The sequence below is a fragment of the Mesorhizobium sp. M1A.F.Ca.IN.020.04.1.1 genome (assembly GCF_003997315.1).
Taxonomy (GTDB): Bacteria; Pseudomonadota; Alphaproteobacteria; order Rhizobiales; family Rhizobiaceae; genus Mesorhizobium.
This window is the reverse complement of the sequence record NZ_RZSN01000056.1, coordinates 13,885-31,544: the sequence shown is the minus strand read 5'-3', so window position 1 is coordinate 31,544 and position 17,660 is coordinate 13,885. Positions and strand designations below refer to the sequence as shown.

Annotated in this window: 19 protein-coding genes; 12 read left to right on the top strand and 7 right to left on the bottom strand. The window is 63.3% G+C overall.

Annotated elements, in window-relative coordinates; genetic code table 11:
* Both EOA49_RS14020 and dnaQ read left to right on the top strand, forming a co-directional pair.
* The coding region (locus EOA49_RS14020) for a dephospho-CoA kinase (protein ID WP_127243198.1) at window positions 1–306 on the top strand (306 nt) is incomplete at its 5' end.
* A gap of 74 nt (window positions 307–380) precedes the next feature.
* The gene (gene dnaQ, locus EOA49_RS14015; protein ID WP_095825105.1) at window positions 381–1,088 is read left to right on the top strand and encodes a DNA polymerase III subunit epsilon; all 708 of its coding nucleotides are present in this window, start codon (window positions 381–383) and stop codon (window positions 1,086–1,088) included.
* Window positions 1,089–1,374: 286 nt separating this feature from the next.
* Here the strand turns inward: dnaQ and secB are convergent, their stop codons facing one another.
* Window positions 1,375–1,875 (bottom strand): protein-export chaperone SecB, encoded by a 501-nt coding sequence (gene secB, locus EOA49_RS14010; RefSeq protein WP_067323500.1) that lies wholly within the window; start codon window positions 1,873–1,875, stop codon window positions 1,375–1,377.
* A 167-nt stretch (window positions 1,876–2,042) separates the two neighbouring features.
* The gene (locus EOA49_RS14005; RefSeq protein ID WP_067323499.1) at window positions 2,043–2,540 is read right to left on the bottom strand and encodes an FxsA family protein; all 498 of its coding nucleotides are present in this window, start codon (window positions 2,538–2,540) and stop codon (window positions 2,043–2,045) included.
* Between the two features lie 203 nt (window positions 2,541–2,743).
* On the opposite strand from EOA49_RS14005, the gene EOA49_RS14000 reads away from it, so the two are divergent.
* The 4 genes from EOA49_RS14000 to EOA49_RS13985 all read left to right on the top strand — a co-directional run bounded on the left by EOA49_RS14000 (window position 2,744) and on the right by EOA49_RS13985 (window position 5,597).
* Window positions 2,744–3,451: a Tim44/TimA family putative adaptor protein gene (locus EOA49_RS14000; protein ID WP_127241234.1), complete on the top strand. Its 708-nt coding sequence runs from the start codon at window positions 2,744–2,746 to the stop codon at window positions 3,449–3,451.
* Window positions 3,452–3,581: 130 nt separating this feature from the next.
* Entirely contained in the window at window positions 3,582–4,688 is a 1,107-nt protein-coding gene (locus EOA49_RS13995; RefSeq protein ID WP_127241235.1) for a murein transglycosylase A, read from the top strand.
* On the top strand, window positions 4,685–5,209 hold the full coding sequence (locus tag EOA49_RS13990) for a Smr/MutS family protein (RefSeq protein WP_127241236.1): 525 nt from the start codon (window positions 4,685–4,687) through the stop codon (window positions 5,207–5,209). Before EOA49_RS13995 ends, EOA49_RS13990 begins: the two co-directional genes overlap by 4 nt.
* A 25-nt stretch (window positions 5,210–5,234) precedes the next feature.
* Window positions 5,235–5,597 (top strand): helix-turn-helix transcriptional regulator, encoded by a 363-nt coding sequence (locus EOA49_RS13985; RefSeq protein WP_066991880.1) that lies wholly within the window; start codon window positions 5,235–5,237, stop codon window positions 5,595–5,597.
* A gap of 10 nt (window positions 5,598–5,607) precedes the next feature.
* Here EOA49_RS13985 and EOA49_RS13980 read toward each other — a convergent pair whose 3' ends face one another.
* The 3 genes from EOA49_RS13980 to EOA49_RS13970 all read right to left on the bottom strand — a co-directional run bounded on the left by EOA49_RS13980 (window position 5,608) and on the right by EOA49_RS13970 (window position 8,339).
* Window positions 5,608–6,225 (bottom strand): transglutaminase-like cysteine peptidase, encoded by a 618-nt coding sequence (locus EOA49_RS13980; protein WP_127241237.1) that lies wholly within the window; start codon window positions 6,223–6,225, stop codon window positions 5,608–5,610.
* 239 nt (window positions 6,226–6,464) lie between these two features.
* The gene (locus EOA49_RS13975) at window positions 6,465–7,742 is read right to left on the bottom strand and encodes a polyhydroxyalkanoate depolymerase (RefSeq protein ID WP_127241238.1); all 1,278 of its coding nucleotides are present in this window, start codon (window positions 7,740–7,742) and stop codon (window positions 6,465–6,467) included.
* Between the two features lie 234 nt (window positions 7,743–7,976).
* Complete coding sequence (locus tag EOA49_RS13970) at window positions 7,977–8,339, bottom strand: septal ring lytic transglycosylase RlpA family protein (RefSeq protein ID WP_066991454.1); 363 nt, start codon at window positions 8,337–8,339, stop codon at window positions 7,977–7,979.
* Window positions 8,340–9,283: 944 nt separating this feature from the next.
* On the opposite strand from EOA49_RS13970, the gene EOA49_RS13965 reads away from it, so the two are divergent.
* The 4 genes from EOA49_RS13965 (at window position 9,284) to EOA49_RS13945 (ending at window position 14,298) form a co-directional block, all read left to right on the top strand.
* A complete protein-coding gene (locus EOA49_RS13965) occupies window positions 9,284–10,720 on the top strand; it encodes a pyridoxal-phosphate dependent enzyme (protein WP_127241239.1) in 1,437 nt (478 codons plus the stop codon).
* On the top strand, window positions 10,717–11,886 hold the full coding sequence (locus EOA49_RS13960; protein ID WP_127243197.1) for a PLP-dependent aspartate aminotransferase family protein: 1,170 nt from the start codon (window positions 10,717–10,719) through the stop codon (window positions 11,884–11,886). The genes EOA49_RS13965 and EOA49_RS13960 overlap by 4 nt, the downstream gene beginning before the upstream one ends.
* A gap of 279 nt (window positions 11,887–12,165) precedes the next feature.
* Complete coding sequence (locus EOA49_RS13950) at window positions 12,166–13,404, top strand: D-amino acid dehydrogenase (RefSeq protein ID WP_127241739.1); 1,239 nt, start codon at window positions 12,166–12,168, stop codon at window positions 13,402–13,404.
* 39 nt (window positions 13,405–13,443) lie between these two features.
* Window positions 13,444–14,298: an aspartate/glutamate racemase family protein gene (locus EOA49_RS13945; protein ID WP_127241740.1), complete on the top strand. Its 855-nt coding sequence runs from the start codon at window positions 13,444–13,446 to the stop codon at window positions 14,296–14,298.
* Window positions 14,299–14,353: 55 nt separating this feature from the next.
* Here EOA49_RS13945 and EOA49_RS13940 read toward each other — a convergent pair whose 3' ends face one another.
* On the bottom strand, window positions 14,354–15,331 hold the full coding sequence (locus tag EOA49_RS13940; RefSeq protein ID WP_127241741.1) for a polysaccharide pyruvyl transferase family protein: 978 nt from the start codon (window positions 15,329–15,331) through the stop codon (window positions 14,354–14,356).
* A gap of 99 nt (window positions 15,332–15,430) precedes the next feature.
* Between EOA49_RS13940 and EOA49_RS13935 the strand changes: the two genes are divergently transcribed.
* The gene (locus EOA49_RS13935) at window positions 15,431–16,213 is read left to right on the top strand and encodes a hypothetical protein (RefSeq protein WP_164746950.1); all 783 of its coding nucleotides are present in this window, start codon (window positions 15,431–15,433) and stop codon (window positions 16,211–16,213) included.
* A gap of 103 nt (window positions 16,214–16,316) precedes the next feature.
* Here the strand turns inward: EOA49_RS13935 and EOA49_RS13930 are convergent, their stop codons facing one another.
* The gene (locus EOA49_RS13930) at window positions 16,317–17,132 is read right to left on the bottom strand and encodes a glycosyltransferase family 2 protein (RefSeq protein ID WP_067323482.1); all 816 of its coding nucleotides are present in this window, start codon (window positions 17,130–17,132) and stop codon (window positions 16,317–16,319) included.
* A 341-nt stretch (window positions 17,133–17,473) separates the two neighbouring features.
* Here EOA49_RS13930 and EOA49_RS13925 point away from each other — a divergent pair, with 341 nt between their 5' ends.
* Complete coding sequence (locus EOA49_RS13925) at window positions 17,474–17,656, top strand: hypothetical protein (RefSeq protein WP_164746949.1); 183 nt, start codon at window positions 17,474–17,476, stop codon at window positions 17,654–17,656.
* Window positions 17,657–17,660 lie beyond the last annotated feature (4 nt).

Below are 17,660 nucleotides of genomic sequence, written 5' to 3'. Positions count from 1 at the left end.
GCCGGGGCGCCGATTGCGGTGCTCGACATTCCGCTGCTGTTCGAGACCGGCGGCCGCAATCGCGTCGACAAGGTCGTGGTCGTCACCGCGCCGGCCGAGATCCAGCGCGCCCGCGTGCTCGCCAGGCCCGGGATGAGCGAAGATAAATTCGCTTCCATCCTCGCCAAGCAGGTGCCTGACGCCGAGAAACGCCGTCAGGCGGATTTCATCGTCGACACCGGCCAGGGTTTTGATGCCGCACGTGCGGCGGTGGCAGCCATCGTCAGCGAATTGACCGGGGATAAATCCGGCAAAAACGCTTCCTGACGGCCGCTGTCAGCAGTCCCCATTGCCATTTTGTTCCGGTTTGTGATTCTGCTCTTTAGAGCGGACTGATTCGAATGCGTGAGATCATCTTCGACACCGAAACCACCGGCCTCGATTTGCGCGACGACCGCATCATCGAGCTCGGCGGCGTCGAGCTGGTCAACCGTTTCCCGACCGGCCGCACCTTCCACAAGTTCATCAATCCGCAAGGCCGCGCCATTCACGCCGAGGCGCAGGCCGTGCATGGCATCAGCGCGGCCGATCTGGCCGGCAAGCCGACCTTCGCCGAAATCGCCGAGGAATGGCTGGCCTTCACCGACGGCGCCAAGCTGATCGCCCACAACGCCACTTTCGACCTTGGCTTCCTCAACCTCGAATACAGCCGGCTCGGTCATCCGGCCATCGATCCCGGCCGCATCGTCGACACGCTGGCGATCGCGCGCCGCAAGCATCCGATGGGTCCGAACTCGCTGGACGCGCTTTGCCGCCGCTACGGCATCGACAACACCCGCCGCACCAAGCACGGGGCGCTTCTCGACTCCGAATTGCTGGCCGAGGTCTATATCGAGCTCATCGGCGGCAAGCAGGCGGCACTGGTCCTGGAAACCGTGGCCGTGCAGGTGAACGGCAGCGGCGAAGTCGCCGATATCGACATTTCGATCGGCGCAAGGCCGATCGCGCTGCCGCCGCGCCTCACCGAGGCGGATCGGGCGGCACATGCCGGGCTGGTCGGCACGCTCGGCGAAAAGGCGTTGTGGCTGAAGGTGGTGGCCGCAGGGTGAGCGGGGCGCTCCCGGCGCCAACCGACGCGATTGGCCGAACCGCCATCCCTTCATCATACCCGGGCTTGACCCGAGTATCCATGCCGTGACCCTTGCCGCGGAGCGCAACGGTGCAGAATTCTGTAATCGCAGCAGCGCCTTAGCGTCACGGCATATGTTCTAACGTCGCTCCGCTCCTTGCTCGGCCCCAGAATGACGACCTAACGAATGTCGTCGCTAATCCAGACGTCTCAAGAAAAAGCCCGGCGCGAAGCCGGGCTCTCGATACGATGGGTGGTGAGTCTCCTCAGCTCACCTGGACCTTGCTGGCGGCCTGGTCCTCGGCGATGCGCTGCTGGAACATCTGCGCGAAATCGATCGGGTCGAGCATCAGCGGCGGGAAGCCGCCGTTGCGGGTGGCGTCCGCGATGATCTGGCGCGCGAAGGGGAAGAGCAGCCGCGGGCATTCGATGAACAGGATCGGCAGCATGTGCTCCTGCGGGAAGCCGCTGATGGCGAAGACGCCGCCATAGACCAGTTCGACGTTGAACAGCACTTCCTGGTCGAAGGAGGCCTTGGCATTCAATGTCAGATTGACGTCGAACTGCTTGTCCGAAAGCGGGTTGGCGTTGACGTTGACATTGATGGCGATGCCCGGGGCCTTGTCGCGGCCGCGCAGCGAATTCGGCGCGCCGGGGCTTTCGAAGGACAGGTCCTTCACATATTGCGCAAGCACGTTGAGCGAGGGCTGTTCCTGTTTGCCGTTGCCATTGGCGGCGGCTGCCGCGGCATCATCATTGCTGGCCATTAGCCTTTGTCCTTTTGCCTGGGCAGCATTGCTGACCGGATTGAAATCGGGGGTTCGCTATCATGCTCGGCAGGACAAGACAAGTTTTGCGCGCCGCCTGAAACTGCGCAGCCGTTTCGGGGCGACGGCGCGCATGAGACAGCTATTCGAGCGGACCCTGAAGAGAGCTAGTCGTCTTTCAGCCGCCGCCAAGGGGAATTGTGATCCGGCCCGCGCTTGTAGTCGTCCTGGCGCGAAAAGTCGCTGTCATCGAGATCGATGACCCTGTCGCGGCGGCGGGCCGAAAAGCCGCTGCTGAAGCTAGTCGCCATCACGATGCGGTTCTTGAGCAGGCGCCAGGCAAGATCGCGCACCGGCGGCAGGAGCAGCAGGATGGCGACAATGTCGGTGATGAAGCCCGGAATGATGAGCAGGAGTGCCGCCAGCACGATCATCGCGCCATGCGCGAGTTGGCGGCTTGGATCGCGCCCGGCATCCATTTCCGTCCGCACCCGAGCCATCACGCCGAAACCCTGGTGCCGAAGGAGCAGGCTGCCGGCAATGGTGGAGAGGATGACGAGCCCAATCGTCGCCAAAGCGCCGACTTCGCGGCCGACGATGACGAAGCCGGCGATCTCCAGAAGCGGCAGCAGGAGCAGGAACAGGGGAATGAACGAAATGCGCAAATTAAGACCGGTCGCTTTCTTCTTTTGCGGGCCTCGCGGGAAATCGCCGCTGGCACTAGGACCTTTAGATAGGTATGGCTGGCTTTGATTTGAATGATTGCGCCCGCCGTTCTATATGCTTTGGGTAATGAACGCTATGCGACCGCCGCCATTCTAGGGGCTCTGGTGGTCCGGCCTGGACAGGGATCGAATTGGCGGAAGATATGGGTTTCTTCGACTTCGGCACGATTTTCTTTTTGATTGCGGCGGTTGTGATCTTCTTCCAGCTTCGCAACGTGCTGGGCCGTCGCACCGGAAACGAACGCCCGCCCTTCGATCCTTATTCGGCAAGCCGCACGCGCGAGCAGGACGCGGCGCAGAAGTCCGAGAATGTGGTGTCGCTGCCGCGCAAGCGCATGCCGGGGGAACCGGCGGCGGAGACCTATGCCGCGATCGACGCTTTCGCCAAGCCGGACAGCGATCTCAACAAAGGCCTGCGCGCGATCAAGGACAACGATCCGTCCTTCGATCCGAAGACCTTTATCGACGGCGCCAAGATGGCCTATGAGATGATCGTCATGGCCTTTGCCGACGGCGACCGCAAAACGTTGAAGAGCCTGTTGTCGCGCGAGGTCTATGACAGCTTCGTCGCCGCGATCGGCGAGCGCGAGGCGAAAGCGGAAAAGATCCAGTCTTCCTTCGTCGGCATCGACAAGGTCGATGTCGTCGCCGCCGAGATGAAGGGCACCGAGGCGCATATCACGCTGCGCATCGTCAGCGAGCTGATCTCGGCGACCCGCGACAAGGTCGGCGCCGTCATCGACGGCGATCCGGAAAAAGTCGCCGAGGTCAAGGACGTCTGGACCTTCTTCCGCGATACCCGATCGCGCGATCCGAACTGGAAGCTGGTCGCCACGGAAGAAGAAGATTGACCTAGAGCATGATGCCGAAAAGTGTGGAGCGGTTTTCGGACGCCATCATGCTCCATCTCTTTAATATGGAGCCGGATTCAGATTTCAGGTCGATCCGGCCTGAAATCATCCGGCTCTAGTGGCGGCTGTCATGTCGCTGTCTTCGGCATTCAAGGAAAAATCCTTCGGCGACCTGCCCGGCTGGGACGAGGATGATCACCTCGCCGCCTTCGCGGCGTTCAAACGTTCGGCTTGCCACGTCCTGACCAAGCCCTATCGAACAGGCTCGCTCGGCGTCGCGTTCGCCGCTTTCGCCGAGGCCTACACTGAGGCGCGTTCCGTTTCGCCGGCGAATCGGTCGGAGGCGCGGTCCTTCTTCGAGCGCCATTTCGCTCCCGCTTTGGTGGCGGCCGAAAGCGGCGGCGCCGGCCTCGTCACCGGCTTCTACGAGCCGGAGGTCGAGGCCTCGCCGGTGAGGACGGAGCGGTTCACGGTGCCGCTGCTCTCCCGTCCCGCCGATCTGGTCGACATCGACGATAAAAATCGTCCCCTCGGGATGGATCCCTATCTCGCCTTCGCGCGCGCGACGACGACAGGTCCGGTCGAATATTTCGATCGCGGCGCCATCGAGCGCGGCGCGCTGTCCGGGCGGAACCTCGAGATTGCCTGGCTCGCCGACAAGGTCGATGCCTTCTTCATCCATGTGCAGGGAGCGGCGCGGCTGAAGATGGCCGATGGTCGGCTCTGCCGCGTCACCTATGCCGCAAAATCCGGCCAGCGCTTCACCGGGCCGGGCAGGATCTTGAGCGAGACCGGCGAAATCCCGCTGGAAAAAGTGACGATGCAGTCGATCCGCGCCTGGTTCAAGGCGCATCCTGAGCGGGTCGACGAGATCCTCTGGCAGAACCGCTCCTACATCTTCTTTCGTGAGGCGCCGGTCGACGACCCGGAGCTCGGTCCCATTGCCGCCGCCAAGGTGCCGCTGACGCCCGGCCGCTCGGTCGCCGTCGACCGGCTGCTGCACACCTTCGGCACGCCCTTCTATATTGTTGCGCCGACGCTCACCGCTTTCGGCGGAAAACCGTTCCGGCGGCTGATGATCGCACAGGACACCGGCTCAGCCATCACCGGAGCGGCGCGAGGCGATCTCTTCGCCGGCTCGGGCGATGCCGCGGGCGAGATCGCCGGCGTCGTGCGTAACGCCGCCGACTTCTATGCGCTGGTTCCGCGCGGGCTGGTCGACAGGGGGTACGCGTGAACCGCCGTCACGACACGCTGAGCGACGACGATCGCATCCTCTGGAACCTGGTGGCGCGCACGACACGGCCCCTCAAAGGCAAGGCCGCGGTCGAGATTCCCGATATTGTCGAGCCGACGCCGGCGCCGGCGCCCACGCCCGCCAACGGCGTTCCCGCCGCTGCCGCGAAGCCGAAGCCGCAGCACGTCGCGCATTCGCTTGACGACCAGACCCACGAGAAACTGAAAAAAGGCCGGCTGCCGATCGAGGGCAGAGTCGATCTGCACGGCATGACGCAGGACGAGGCCTATTCGCTGCTCCTCACCTTCCTGCACCGCGCCCATGCCGGCGGCATCCGCTATGTGCTGGTCATCACCGGCAAGGGCTCATCGTCCGGCGGCGACGGCATCCTGCGCCGCTCGGTGCCGCACTGGCTGTCGACCCCGGCTTTCCGGCACCTGGTCTTGAGCCACGATCACGCCGCCCGCAACCATGGCGGCTCGGGCGCGCTCTATGTGCGGCTCAGGCGGACGCGCGCATGAGGACGCCGGCCATGAGGACGCAACTGTGACCCCGTTCGGCGAAAGGCTGAGGGCGCTGCGCGCCGAGCGCGGCGTCAGCCAGAAGGCGATGGCGCAGGCCATCGGCGTCAGCGCCGCCTATCTGTCGGCGCTCGAGCATGGCCGCCGCGGCGCGCCGACCTGGACGCTGATCCAGAAGATCATCGGCTATTTCAACATCATCTGGGACGACGCCGAGGACCTTGCCCGCCTCGCCGAAACCTCGCATCCACGGGTCAGGATCGATACGTCGGGCCTGTCGCCGGCCGCGACCGAACTGGCCAATCTTCTGGCCGAGAGCATCGAGAAGCTGGACGAGGCGGAGCTGCGCCGCCTCAGCGCGTCGATTCGTGCGGCGCTGAGAAGGTAGGTCCCGAGATCTACTGCACCGAGCCGACCAGCAGCTGCTGGCCATCGCGGATCGACACCCAGCGGCCGGTGTTGTCGATCGCCTGGCGCTTGAGATAACGGTAGCCGGTCTCATCCCAGGCTTGGACCTTATCGGTCAAATTGTCGAGGATGTAGTCACCCTTATCGGTGCGCACCGTCAGCACGGAATGGCCTTCGCCGTCGGGCTTGCGCACTACGGTGATCAAGAGATCCGCAAGCGAGATGCCCATGCGGTAGAGCTGGCGCCGCTTCTCCAGCACATAGTCCTCGCAGTCGCCAAAGCCGTTGTCCGGATAGGTCCAGACCTCGTCCTTGCCGTAATTGTCGAGATCGCTCATCGGCTTGACGGCGGCGTTGACCTTGGCGGTCACGTTGATCAGCTTGCGCCACAGAGCATCGGTCAGCTTGGCCGGCGCGAGATTGGCCGGGCGAATGTTGCATTCGCTCGGATGCGTCTTGCAGAAATCATAATGTCCGATCGGCTGCGAGGTCAGGCCGCCGGTGGTCATAGCGCCGGCAGCCCATGCCGGAACCGCCCAGTGGGCCGAGATCGCCAGCCCTGCGACTGCACACAAACGCAGCATCCGCGCCATCGGTGAGGAAGTCATTGTCCCCCGGGGTCCGCCCTTGTTTATTAACGAAACGTTAAGGGGGATTTACAGTCCGTGTCAATTGAAGACAACGGCTAGTTTGGTGGCATGGTTACCCGCCAGGCCCGCATAGCGGCAGTTTGGCAACAGCGGCCTGGGACGACTCAAGAACCCGCCCGTCGCCGGTCAGCCCTGAACATTGGTTGCACGGAAAGGTCACGCGCTTTGAGCGGCGCCGAGTTGCGTCCGCTTCCCGCTCAGCTCTTGGCGGAACGGACCAGCTTCGGCTTCGCCGCCAGGCGGGTCTGGCGGCCGTAGCTGGAGATGAAGTCCAGAATGCGCGGCACGATCTCCGATCGGAACCGCGAGCCGTTGAAGACGCCGTAATGGCCGACGGCCGGCTGCATGTAGTGGGCTTGGCGGTCGGCCGGAATGTTCACGCAAAGCTCATGCGCGGCCTGGGTCTGGCCGAGCCCGGAAATGTCGTCGTTCTCGCCCTCGACGGTGAACAGCGCGACATTGCGGATCGCCTGGGGATCGACGGCCTCGCCGCGATGCGTCATCTCGCCCTTCGGCAAGGCGTGGCGGACGAACACCGTATCGACCGTCTGCAGGTAGAACTCCGCCGTCAGGTCCATCACCGCCAGATATTCGTCATAGAAGTCACGGTGCTTCTCGGCGCTGTCGCCGTCGTTTTTCACAAGGTGCATGAAGAAGTCCTTGTGGGCGATGATGTGGCGATCGAGATTCATGCTCATGAAGCCCGAAAGCTGCAGGAAACCGGGATAGACATCGCGGCCGAAGCCGGGCACCGGCCAGGGCGCCTGCATGATGACGTTCTCGCGGAACCAGTCGGTGCCCTTTTCCCCGGCGAGCAGATTGACCGCGGTCGGATTGCGGCGGGTGTCGATCGGCCCGCCCATCAGCGTCATGGTCGACGGCACGAAGGGGTCGCCGCGCTTTTCCATCAGCGCCACCGCCGCCAGCACCGGCACCGAGGGCTGGCAGACTGCCATCACATGGGTATCGGGACCCAGCGCGTGGAACATCTCGATGACATAGTCGATATAGTCGTCGAGATCGAAGCTGCCCTGCGACAGCGGGACCATGCGGGCGTCGACCCAGTCGGTGATGTGCACGTCGGCGTCAGGAAGCATCGCCTCGACCGTGCCGCGCAGCAGCGTCGCATAATGGCCGGACATCGGCGCCACGATCAGTAGCTTCGGATCGGGCTTGCGGCCCGCGGGAAGCTGGCGCTCGAAGCGGACGAGGTTGCAGAACGGCTTCGACCACACGGTTCGTTCGGCGACGTCGACGCTCTTCCAGTCGACCACCGCCTTGGTCAGGCCGAATTCAGGCTTGCCGTAGCGGCGCGTCGTGCGCTCGAAGAGTTCCGCGGCTGCCGCGACCGAGCGTCCGAGCGCCGTATGCGAAACCGGATTGAGCGGGTTGGAATAGAAGAACCGCACCGCATCTGCGTAAAGGCGGGCGGGCTGCAGCGCCGCATGGTTCAGTTCGTAGAGCTGGTAGAACATCAAGAACCCCGCTGCTGCCTGACGACCAAAGGGCCGACGAGCAGCGCCGAGCCTTGAATGTCTCGCAGTGAGGTTAACAAGATATTGTTGCGATGCAATACGTCAATTGCCGTGACGAATGCTGCTTTGGTCCAAACTGTTGAAAACTCGCCACGTATGGCGGAGCCGGCTCACTGTGCGCTGCCGCAATGTGTAGGAAATATGTCCGGCTCCCTCTTGCCGGACATCGACATCTTAAACGCGCGCCATGCAGACCGCGGTGTGGCCCGAGCCGATGAAGCCGAGCTGGGTGGCGGCGCCGCGGGAGAGGTCGAGCACGCGGCCCCGGACGAACGGGCCGCGATCGTTGATGCGCACGACGACGCTGCGGCCGTTGTTCTTGTTGGTGACCCTGAGCTTGGTGCCGAACGGCAAGCTGCGGTGCGCTGCAGTCAGCGCGGCGGGGTTCATGCGCTCGCCGGAGGCGGTTCTGGAATGCAGCGCGTACCAGGAAGCGCGGCCGCATTGTGCGGCGGCTGAAGAGGCGGAAGAGGCGCCAGCCATCAGGCCAGCCGCGATCGTTGCCGCGACAAGCGCGGTGCGGTTGGTTTTATTCATCTTTTGGGGGTGGGCTCCGTTATAGACAACCCGCCGTAAGTGCCGAATGAGGCATGAAATGCGGCAAGCGTCTGGCGGTTCCATGGCAAAGGCACACGTTTGGAGTCGCGTCGAAACAGTTTGTCATGACATCTCCCGCGAGCGCCAGCGTATTCTTCATGGAGACCGACGCGGTTTTGCAGGAAGTCCCGAGTAGGAGCGGCCCTCGGGGCGCAAGTAAAAGCGGAAGCGATTGCTTCGCTTCCTTCTGCTCCTTTACTGCGCGCGCGTTCCGGTGAAGGATCGACTTTGCGCGGGGATCTCGCCGATGCGACTGATCAGGAATTTACTGGCGCTGATCGGCCTCCGTTGGGCAAACCGCCCGCGCGTTTGATCCGACCGGCAAGATGGCGCCGCGCGTCCGGTTGGACGGTCGAAGCGACGCGCGCAGACTCCCGCCGTCGGACCGCTGACGCCGGGCACCTCTTCGAGATCGACGCCATCCCGACATCCGCGCGCAACGCGCGAAGCTCAGCAAGCAGTTGCTGGGGTGAAATTTCTGCTGAGGTCGGCGCTCTACGGCGCCCCCCTCTGGCCTGCCGGCCATCTCCCCCACAGGTGGGGAGATCAGATGTCGCGTCGACTTTCGCCAATCGCCAACATTTGCAAGCAAGGGCGCCAAGGGTCGAGCTCCAATCTCCCCCCTTGTGGCGGAGATGTCCGGCAGGACAGAGGGGGCGCTGTCCCGCCGGCTTTCAACATTTAGAGGCGGTGTGCTGCGCCGCGCGCGAAATTCCATTCCGCCACTCGTCGCCGGAATGGCACGATCTATCTTCTTTCCGGATGAAAAGGGCTGGAAAAGACAACAGCGTGTGATCTGTGAACCCGGCATGGCGTTCGGCGGCATCATGCGCAGACTGGTGACGGCCGATCCCGTCGGAACTGCTTCCCATGGAGGGTCCGAGATGAGCGTGCACAGGAAAGCGGCGCCGGACGGCGCGGAAAGCGTTTTGTCGCGGTTGCGTCCGCCTTACGCCTCCGTGCTCGACCTGATCGGCCAGACACCGATGGTCGAGCTCACCAAATTCGATACCGGCAAGTGCCGGCTGTTCATCAAGCTCGAGAGCCAGAACCCCGGTGGCTCGATCAAGGACCGCATCGCGCTGTCGATGATCGCGGCCGCCGAGAAGGATGGCAGGCTGAAGCGCGGCGGCACCATCGTCGAGGCCACCGCCGGCAACACCGGCCTCGGCCTCGCCCAGGTCGGCATTCCCAAGGGCTACCGCATCATCCTCGTCGTGCCCGACAAGATGTCGCGCGAGAAGATCCAGCATCTGCGCGCTCTGGGCGCCGAGGTGCGCATGACCCGCTCCGATGTCGGCAAGGGCCATCCCGAATATTACCAGGACATGGCCGAGAAGATCGCCGCCGAAATTCCCGGCGCCTTCTATGCCAACCAGTTCGCCAATCCCGCCAATCCGCTGGCGCACGAAAGCACCACCGGCCCGGAAATCTTTTCGCAACTCGAAGGCGATGTCGACGCGGTGGTGGTCGGCGTCGGTTCCGGCGGCACGCTCACCGGTGTCGGCCGCTTTTTCGCGAAGCATTCGCCGAAGACCGAGATGGTGCTTGCCGATCCGGTCGGCTCGGTGCTGGCGCCGTTGATCAAGACCGGCAAGATGACAGAGGCCGGCAGCTGGACCGTCGAAGGCATCGGCGAGGATTTCGTGCCGCCCAATGCCGATCTGTCGCTGGTCAAGAAAGCCTATTCCATCCCCGACAAGCAGAGCATGCTGGCGGTGCGCGACCTGCTGTCCAAGGAAGGCATCCTGGCCGGCTCGTCCTCCGGCACGCTTCTGTCGGCGGCACTGCGCTACTGCCGCGATCAGACGACGGCCAAACGCGTGGTCACCCTCGTCTGCGACAGCGGCAACAAATATCTGTCGAAGGTCTTCGACGACATCTGGCTCGCCGAGCAGGGCTTGGCCGACCAAGAGCAGCACGGCGACCTGCGCGACCTCGTCATGCGCTCGCCGCGCACTGGTGACATCGTGACCGTTGGCCCCGAGGAAACCCTGCTCAACGCCTATGGCCGCATGCGCCGCTCCGATGTCTCGCAGCTACCGGTGCTGGATGACGGCAAGCTCGTCGGCATCGTCGACGAGAGCGATATCCTGGCCAAGGTCGACGGCCCCTATGACGGCCGCTGGGATCGCTTCAACGCCCCGGTGCGCACGGCCATGACCTCGAACCTGCACACGCTGCAGGCCAGCCAGACGCTCGACGCGCTGCTCCCCGTCTTCGACCGCAACGAGGTCGCCATCGTCTTCGAGGGCGACGAATTTATCGGCCTGATCACCCGTATCGACCTGATCAACCATCTGAGGCGTCGCGCAAAATGACTTCGAACGGCAAGAACCGCCTGGCCTTTTCCACTCGCACCATCCATGGCGGCCAGAGCCACGATCCGCTGACCGGCGCGGTGATGGTGCCGATCTACGCCACCTCCACCTATGGCCAGCAGTCACCCGGCGTGCACAAGGGTTTTGAGTATGCTCGCAGCCAGAACCCGACGCGCTTCGCCTTCGAACGGGCCGTCGCCGACCTCGAAAGCGGCACCGCGGCCTTCGCCTTCGCCTCAGGCCTGGCCGCGATAGCCACGGTGCTGGAGCTTTTCGACGCCGGCGCCCATGTGGTGGCCACCGACGACATCTATGGCGGCTCGTTCCGGCTCATGGAGCGGGTGCGCAAGCGTTCCGCCGGCCTGCAGGTCAGCTTCGCCGACTTCACCGATCTCGCCGCCGTCGAGAGTGCGATCCGCTCTGAGACAAAGCTGCTCTGGGTCGAGACGCCGACCAACCCGCTGCTGCGCGTCGTCGACCTCGAAGGCCTGGCGGCGCTGGCCAGGCGCAAAGGCCTGCTGACTGTCGCCGACAACACTTTTGCCAGCCCCTACATCCAGCGGCCGCTGGAGCTCGGCATCGACATCGTCGTCCACTCGACGACGAAATACTTGAACGGACATTCCGACATGGTCGGCGGCGTGGCGGTCGTCGGCGACGACAAGGATTTGGCCGATCGGCTGAAATTCCTGCAGAACGCCATCGGCGCCATTTCCGGCCCGTTCGACAGTTTTCTGGCGCTGCGCGGCATCAAGACGCTGGCGCTTCGGATGGAGCGCCATTCCGCCAACGGCCTGAAGATCGCGCAGTGGCTGGAAGCCCGCAAGGACGTGCGCCGCGTCATCTACCCCGGGCTGGCGAGCCACCCGCAGCACGAGATCGCCAAGCGCCAGATGCACGCCTTCGGCGGCATGATCTCGGTCGACCTCGACCGCGACCTCGCCGGCACCAAACGCTTCCTCGAACGCACGCAGCTTTTCACGCTCGCCGAAAGCCTCGGCGGCGTCGAAAGCCTGATCGAGCATCCGGCGCTGATGACGCACGGCTCGATCCCCGCGGAAAAGCGCGGGGCGATCGGGATATCGGATTCGCTGGTGCGGCTGTCGGCCGGTATCGAGGATGGCGATGATCTGATCGCGGATCTGGAGCAGGCGTTGCGGGGGTGAGTGCCTTCGAGGATCAATCGTTGTGATCCTTCGCGCCCCCCTCTGTCCTGCCGGACATCTCCTCCACGAGGGGGGAGATTGGCTGTTTCATCGCCTCACCCTTGCTGCAACGCCGGTAATTTGCGAAAGCCGCCGTGACATCTGATCTGCCCCCTTGAGGGGGAGATGGCCGACAGGCCAGAGAGGGGCGCTGTCCCGCCGACATCTCGGTGCCTGTGCCATTGCAGACCGCAATCCACCGACTAAACTGCCTGCCAACATGCGATCTCCGGAGGCGTGATGCGCGTGATCGTGTTGGGTGGCGGCGTTGTCGGCGTCACCACTGCCTATCAGCTGCAGAAGGACGGGCACGAGGTGGTCGTCCTCGAGCGCCAGAGCCAAGTCGCCGCCGAGACCAGCTGGGGCAATGCCGGCATGATCGCGCCGGGACATTCCTTCGTCTGGTCGTCGCCCAGGGCGCCATTAATCCTGTTGAAATCGCTGGTGCTGAAGGACCAGGCGCTGCGCTTCAAGCTGGCGGCCGATCCGAGGCTTTACAGCTGGTCGTGGCTGTTCCTGATGGAATGCACGGCCGAGAAGGCCAGGCGCAACACGCTGCTCAAGCATCGGCTTGCCGTCTATTCGCAGAGCGTGCTGCACGAGGTGATTGCCGACGAGCAGATCGACTACGACCGCAACGATCGCGGCATTCTCTATTTCTATCGCAGCCAGCAGGCGCTCGATAAAGGCGTCGAGCATATGCGGCTGCTTGAATCAGACGGCCAGCTGATCAAGGTGCTCGACCGCGACGCCATCGTCGCCCTCGACCCGTCGCTGGCTTCCGCGCGGGAGATCGCCGGCGGCATCCATTGCCCGACCGATGAGACCGGTGACCCGGCCAAATTCACCCGGGCGCTCGCGGCGAAGGTCGCCGAGCGCGGCGGCGAAATCCGCACCGGCACGACCATCATCGGCATCGAGACCTCGGGCGATGGCGTGGCACAGGTGCTGACCGACAAGGGCAGCGTCAAGGGCGACGCCTATGTGCTGGCGCTCGGCTCCTACAGCCCGCTGATCGCGAAGACGGTCGGTATCAGCCTGCCGATCTACCCGATCAAGGGTTATTCGCTGACCATTCCGATCGGCAACCGGCCTCGGCCGCCGACCATAGCGGCGATCGACGAGCACAATCTGGTCGCCGTGTCGCGCTTCGGTGACCGGCTGCGCGTCACCGCGACGGCGGAATTCGCCGGCTACGACACCAGCCACAGGCCGGCCGATTTCGCCTTCATGAAGGGCGTGACGCAGGAGCTTTATCCCGAGGGCGCCGACTATGACCGCGCCGAGATGTGGGCGGGCTTGAGGCCGATGACGCCGAACAATCTGCCCGAATTCGGGTGCCGCCGCCTCGGCAATCTCTATCTCAACACCGGGCACGGCCATATCGGCTGGACCATGTCGCATGGCTCGGCGCGCATCACCGCCGACCTGATCGCCGGCCGCAAACCGGCCATCTCGATGGACGGTCTTTTGAATTGAGAGCATGATCCCGGGGGATCGGCCAAGAAAGGGAATGCCATGTCTATCAGCGCGGCTGCTACCCGCCCTCAATCTTCGGGACCGGTCGATCCCAAGCCGGTCGATCTGGGCGTGCTGCCGTCCGAACTCGACGGCGGCCTTGCCTCGCGCGCGGCGATCGGGCTTGCGATCCTCGCCACCGACCAGACGCTGGAGCATGAGTTCCGCGCGTTGGTGCGCATTCCGGGCGTCGCCTTCTACGAGGCCCGCCTCTTCAACGACAACGACATCACCCCCGACACGCTGCGCGCCATCGGCCCGCGCATCGCGCCGACCGTCGACCTCATCCTGCCCAGCATCCCGCTCGACGTCGTCGGCTTCGGCTGCACCTCGGCCACCATGACGCTCGGCGAGGAAGCCGTCTTCGCCGAGATCAGGAAGGCGCGGCCGGGCGTCGCCTGCACCACGCCGGTGACGGGCGCGCTTGCCGCCTTCAAGGCGCTCGGCGCCAAGGGCATCGGCCTGCTGACGCCTTATGCCCCCGAGATCAACCAGGGCCTCGTCACCTATTTCACCGGACGCGGCCTCGACATTGCCGCCGTCGCCACTTTCGACCGGCGCGACGACCGCGAGGCGGCCCGCATCTCGCTCGCCTCGATCGAGGCCGCGGCCGAGCGCATGGCGTCGGCGCCCGGCGTGGACGCGATCTTCATCTCCTGCACCAGCCTGCGCGTCGCCGAGGCGGTGGCGGATCTCGAACGGCGCATCGGCATTCCCGTCACCTCGTCCAACCACGCCATGGCCTGGCACTGCCTGCGGCTCGCCGGCATCGACGACGTCGTGCCTTCCGGCGGCCGGCTGTTCGCGTTGCCCGTTGTTCCTTCCACCCGCCGACCAGAGCCGACCGCCCTTTGACAGCATGCCAGGAAGGCTAGCCCCTTCTTTGAGCGTTTGTGCTCGGTGCTATCCCTTATCTCCGACCAATCAGCGCCACGGCATCGGCCCGAGCCATGGAAGACAGGTCCAAGATCGTTGCCTGCGAACTGGTGACCATCTCGACTGGCCATTCGGTCAGGACCTGGCGCATCTGGTAGGCGAGCAGAGCTTCATTGGCTTCCTCGATCGAGTAAGCGAGCGGCCAGCCGATGCGGTCGAGAATCGGTTTCACCTTACCCGTTCCCTTGATCTGGTCGATGGCGATCACCGGCTTGCCTTTTGAAAGCCCATAGAGCGAGCCGTGCAGCCGCGTTGTCAGTACCAGGTCAACGGTCTCGAACTGTTGCTCGATCTTTGTTGCCTCATTCCCGGGCCTCAACACTGTGTCGATCGGCTCGGTATCGAGACCGAAGGTTTCGGCAAGTTGCAACAAAAGACGCTCAGCTTTCGCCCATTCGGTCATGCCGTCGCCGTAATCCCGCTGGTCGCCACGCAAGCACAGTCCAGCCTTCAGCCGCTTGCCGGGCTCAGGTGCCGCGCAAGGCAGAGAACGCGAAATGGCGAGATCGAAGGATTGTCTTGATAGGCCGTCGCGCGCCAGCACGGCTTCGAAGCGGGCAGCCATCTGCCGGTGCCGGGAAATGACGCTGACGCCAACCGCGAGCTTCCTCGCTTTCCGGTGCACCGCTAGCAGGTCTACCAATTCGTCGGTCTGAACGATGGGGCCGCAGACGAACACTAGCGTTTCGATTTCGCGGCGCACGTCGAACAGGTCCCTCACCTGGCAGTGGTCCACAATGCCCAAGGCCGGATGGCTCAGAACTTGATGGTCATGGCCGGCCCGGCGTAGCGCCGCCGATAGGTTTTCTACCGCATGCAGATCGCCGACAGTCGCCCCGCCGCCGCCTTCGAAACTTCCCCACCAAACAAGCGAAATAGGCGAGGCGGCGGTGCGCCTCAGCAATCTGTGACGACGCTTAAAGGACCGGCATTTGCGGCTGAGCAACGACATACGATTGAGTTTCTCTCGAGATCAATTAAGACAGCCGCCTCCTGCAAGTCGGGAGGCGCCCCTCTGCGTCGCATAGAGAAACACGAGAAGGCGGGCAACATGGCTGCTCCTGCAGTGAACATGCTTTGGATTGGCGACAGACTCGGTCGTGTTGAATTGCTGTCGATAGCCTCCTGGCTGGCCTGCGGACACGCCGTGCGCCTGCATGTTTACAACCCTGTTGCAAACGTGCCGGCCGAAGTCGATCTGATCGACGCCGAGCTCACTGTTCCCTTTACCAGCATGAAGCGTCTACGGCATCGGGAGACCGGCTCTTATGCGCTCGCCTCCGACTACTTCCGCTACCGGCTTCAGCTGATCGATGGCGGGCTGTGGTCCGACCTCGACGTGGTTTGCCTCAAGAAGGTGAACATTGACGGAGATTGCTTGTTCGGTCTTGAGAGCGCGACTCTCATCAACGGCGCCGTCCTTTACCTCGATGCCGGTCTGCCGATGACGGCCGAGCTGGAGGGCCTTTTCTGCAACAACTACTTTCCGCCTTGGACGCGCAAGCGGGGTGCGCGCATGGCCCGGTTCAAGAACTTCATTGGCCTGCCGGTGCGCCCAGCCGACCTCCCCTGGGGAACGTACGGCCCTGGCGCGATAACGGCGCTGGCCCGCAAGCATGGACGGTTTGAGTCGGCACTGCCACGAGGAGTCTTTTATCCGCTCGATTATCGCCAAGCGCAGGCGGTCTATGATCCGGCGTTCTCGCTAGACGCGGTTCTGAGTGAGCAGACACTGACCTTGCATCTGTGGAACGAGAAGCTGCGCGATGTAAAGCACACACCGCCACCGGCTGGTTCGCCGCTGGCACAGCTTTATACCAAGTTTGGCGTTTAAAAATGGGTCGCTTGTTGAAAACGGCCTTTAACGCGCTCCAAGCGATTGTTTTATCGTGCCCGATATCCAAGCCCTTTGGAGTCCGATCCTAGGGCAGCATTCGTCACGCCGCTTTGTTGCGAAGGCGGGCAGCCTCTATTCTATCGAGCACTACCTTCTGGTTCGTGGCAGCGCGGCTCGGATCGGCAGGCTTGTGCCAGATATGCAGCACCTCGGTCGCCCAGGTGCCGGCGCGCCGGATGATGCCCTTATCCTGCAACCGGAAAACGAAGTCGGCATCTTCATAACCCCAGCCTGTGAAGGTCTCGTCGAAGCCGCCGACCGACAGCGCATCGCTTTTCCAACAGGCGAGATTGCAGCCCTTAATGCGCCGGAAGACGAAGGAACGATAATCCGACATCGTCCGCCAGGGCAGCCGCACGAAAAACGCGACGATCTTGGAAATGTCGCCTTTCAACCGGTGCCGCAGGATATTCCGGCGGAATGCTCGGTAGTTCCACGTCCCTGCCGCCAGCAATTGCTTGCTGAATTCCTGGCTGAGCAGAATGCGGCTGCCGGTGATGACGTAGTTCGGCTTGGCAAGCGCCCGATGCTGGGCAACGAAGTCGGGCTGCAGAATGCAGTCTCCGTCGACGAAGATCAAATAGGGGCCGCACGCCTCGCCTATCGCCTTGTTCAGGATTGCGGAACGGCGAAAGCCGATGTCTTCGTGCCAGACGTGCCTGACTGGGATCGAGGCGGAGTCGGTAAAGAGCTTGATCACATCGGCCGTGTCTTGGCGCGATCCGTCGTCAGCGATGATCACCTCGAAGCAGCGGTCGGTTTGGGAGGCGAGCGACTGGAGACTGAGCTTCAGCGCCCCTGGCCAATTGTAAGTATTGACGATCACCGAAACCGATACAGATCCGGCGGGGGTCATGAAAATACCCCAGCCGCTTCTTCGCGTTGATCAAAACTGTTTCGGATACGACTGCAACAACGCAGTCTTCCGCGCGCAAATATTGCGCGCACCGTCTCCCCAAGCATTCCCCGCACCCCACCAAGAACCCACCTCCTTTCTATTGACGTTAAACCGCCATCGTCAATGTAATTAGAATTCGCTTATTTTCGGAATATCTGATCGGCAAAGTGCCAAGGCGACTGGCCGACCAGTCGACCACCGATTGGCAGATTGGCCGGTTCGAAATCCGCCGGTTAACGTTTGCGGAAAAGGTTGCTTAACGCTTCGCTACTATGTCCCGCTTCGGGAGGCAGGACAGAGTGAGCGCGATGAACGACAGCCCCGAAAAGCGCAATGAATGGCGCGCCATCTTCTACGTGCAGGCGCGTGTGGCGATCCTGTTCGTCCCGATCATCGTCAGCCTGCTGATCATCGGCGCGCTTGCCGGCAACGACCGCGATCACGTCGTCATCGACCGGACCGTCACCAGTTCGGTGAAGTAGGCGA

Bases quoted from the DNA above. Each gene is read 5' to 3' on its own strand.
- EOA49_RS13950 (WP_127241739.1), top strand. From the start codon at position 12,166: ATGCGCGTGATCGTGTTGGGTGGCGGCGTTGTCGGCGTCACCACTGCC.
- secB (WP_067323500.1), bottom strand. From the start codon at position 1,875: ATGGCCAGCAATGATGATGCCGCGGCAGCCGCCGCCAATGGCAACGGC.
- EOA49_RS13970 (WP_066991454.1), bottom strand. From the start codon at position 8,339: ATGAATAAAACCAACCGCACCGCGCTTGTCGCGGCAACGATCGCGGCT.
- EOA49_RS13975 (WP_127241238.1), bottom strand. From the start codon at position 7,742: ATGTTCTACCAGCTCTACGAACTGAACCATGCGGCGCTGCAGCCCGCC.
- EOA49_RS14000 (WP_127241234.1), top strand. From the start codon at position 2,744: ATGGGTTTCTTCGACTTCGGCACGATTTTCTTTTTGATTGCGGCGGTT.
- EOA49_RS13980 (WP_127241237.1), bottom strand. From the start codon at position 6,225: ATGACTTCCTCACCGATGGCGCGGATGCTGCGTTTGTGTGCAGTCGCA.
- EOA49_RS13930 (WP_067323482.1), bottom strand. From the start codon at position 17,132: ATGACCCCCGCCGGATCTGTATCGGTTTCGGTGATCGTCAATACTTAC.
- EOA49_RS13965 (WP_127241239.1), top strand. From the start codon at position 9,284: ATGAGCGTGCACAGGAAAGCGGCGCCGGACGGCGCGGAAAGCGTTTTG.
- EOA49_RS13945 (WP_127241740.1), top strand. From the start codon at position 13,444: ATGTCTATCAGCGCGGCTGCTACCCGCCCTCAATCTTCGGGACCGGTC.
- dnaQ (WP_095825105.1), top strand. From the start codon at position 381: ATGCGTGAGATCATCTTCGACACCGAAACCACCGGCCTCGATTTGCGC.
- EOA49_RS13995 (WP_127241235.1), top strand. From the start codon at position 3,582: ATGTCGCTGTCTTCGGCATTCAAGGAAAAATCCTTCGGCGACCTGCCC.
- EOA49_RS13960 (WP_127243197.1), top strand. From the start codon at position 10,717: ATGACTTCGAACGGCAAGAACCGCCTGGCCTTTTCCACTCGCACCATC.
- EOA49_RS13935 (WP_164746950.1), top strand. From the start codon at position 15,431: ATGGCTGCTCCTGCAGTGAACATGCTTTGGATTGGCGACAGACTCGGT.
- EOA49_RS13940 (WP_127241741.1), bottom strand. From the start codon at position 15,331: ATGTCGTTGCTCAGCCGCAAATGCCGGTCCTTTAAGCGTCGTCACAGA.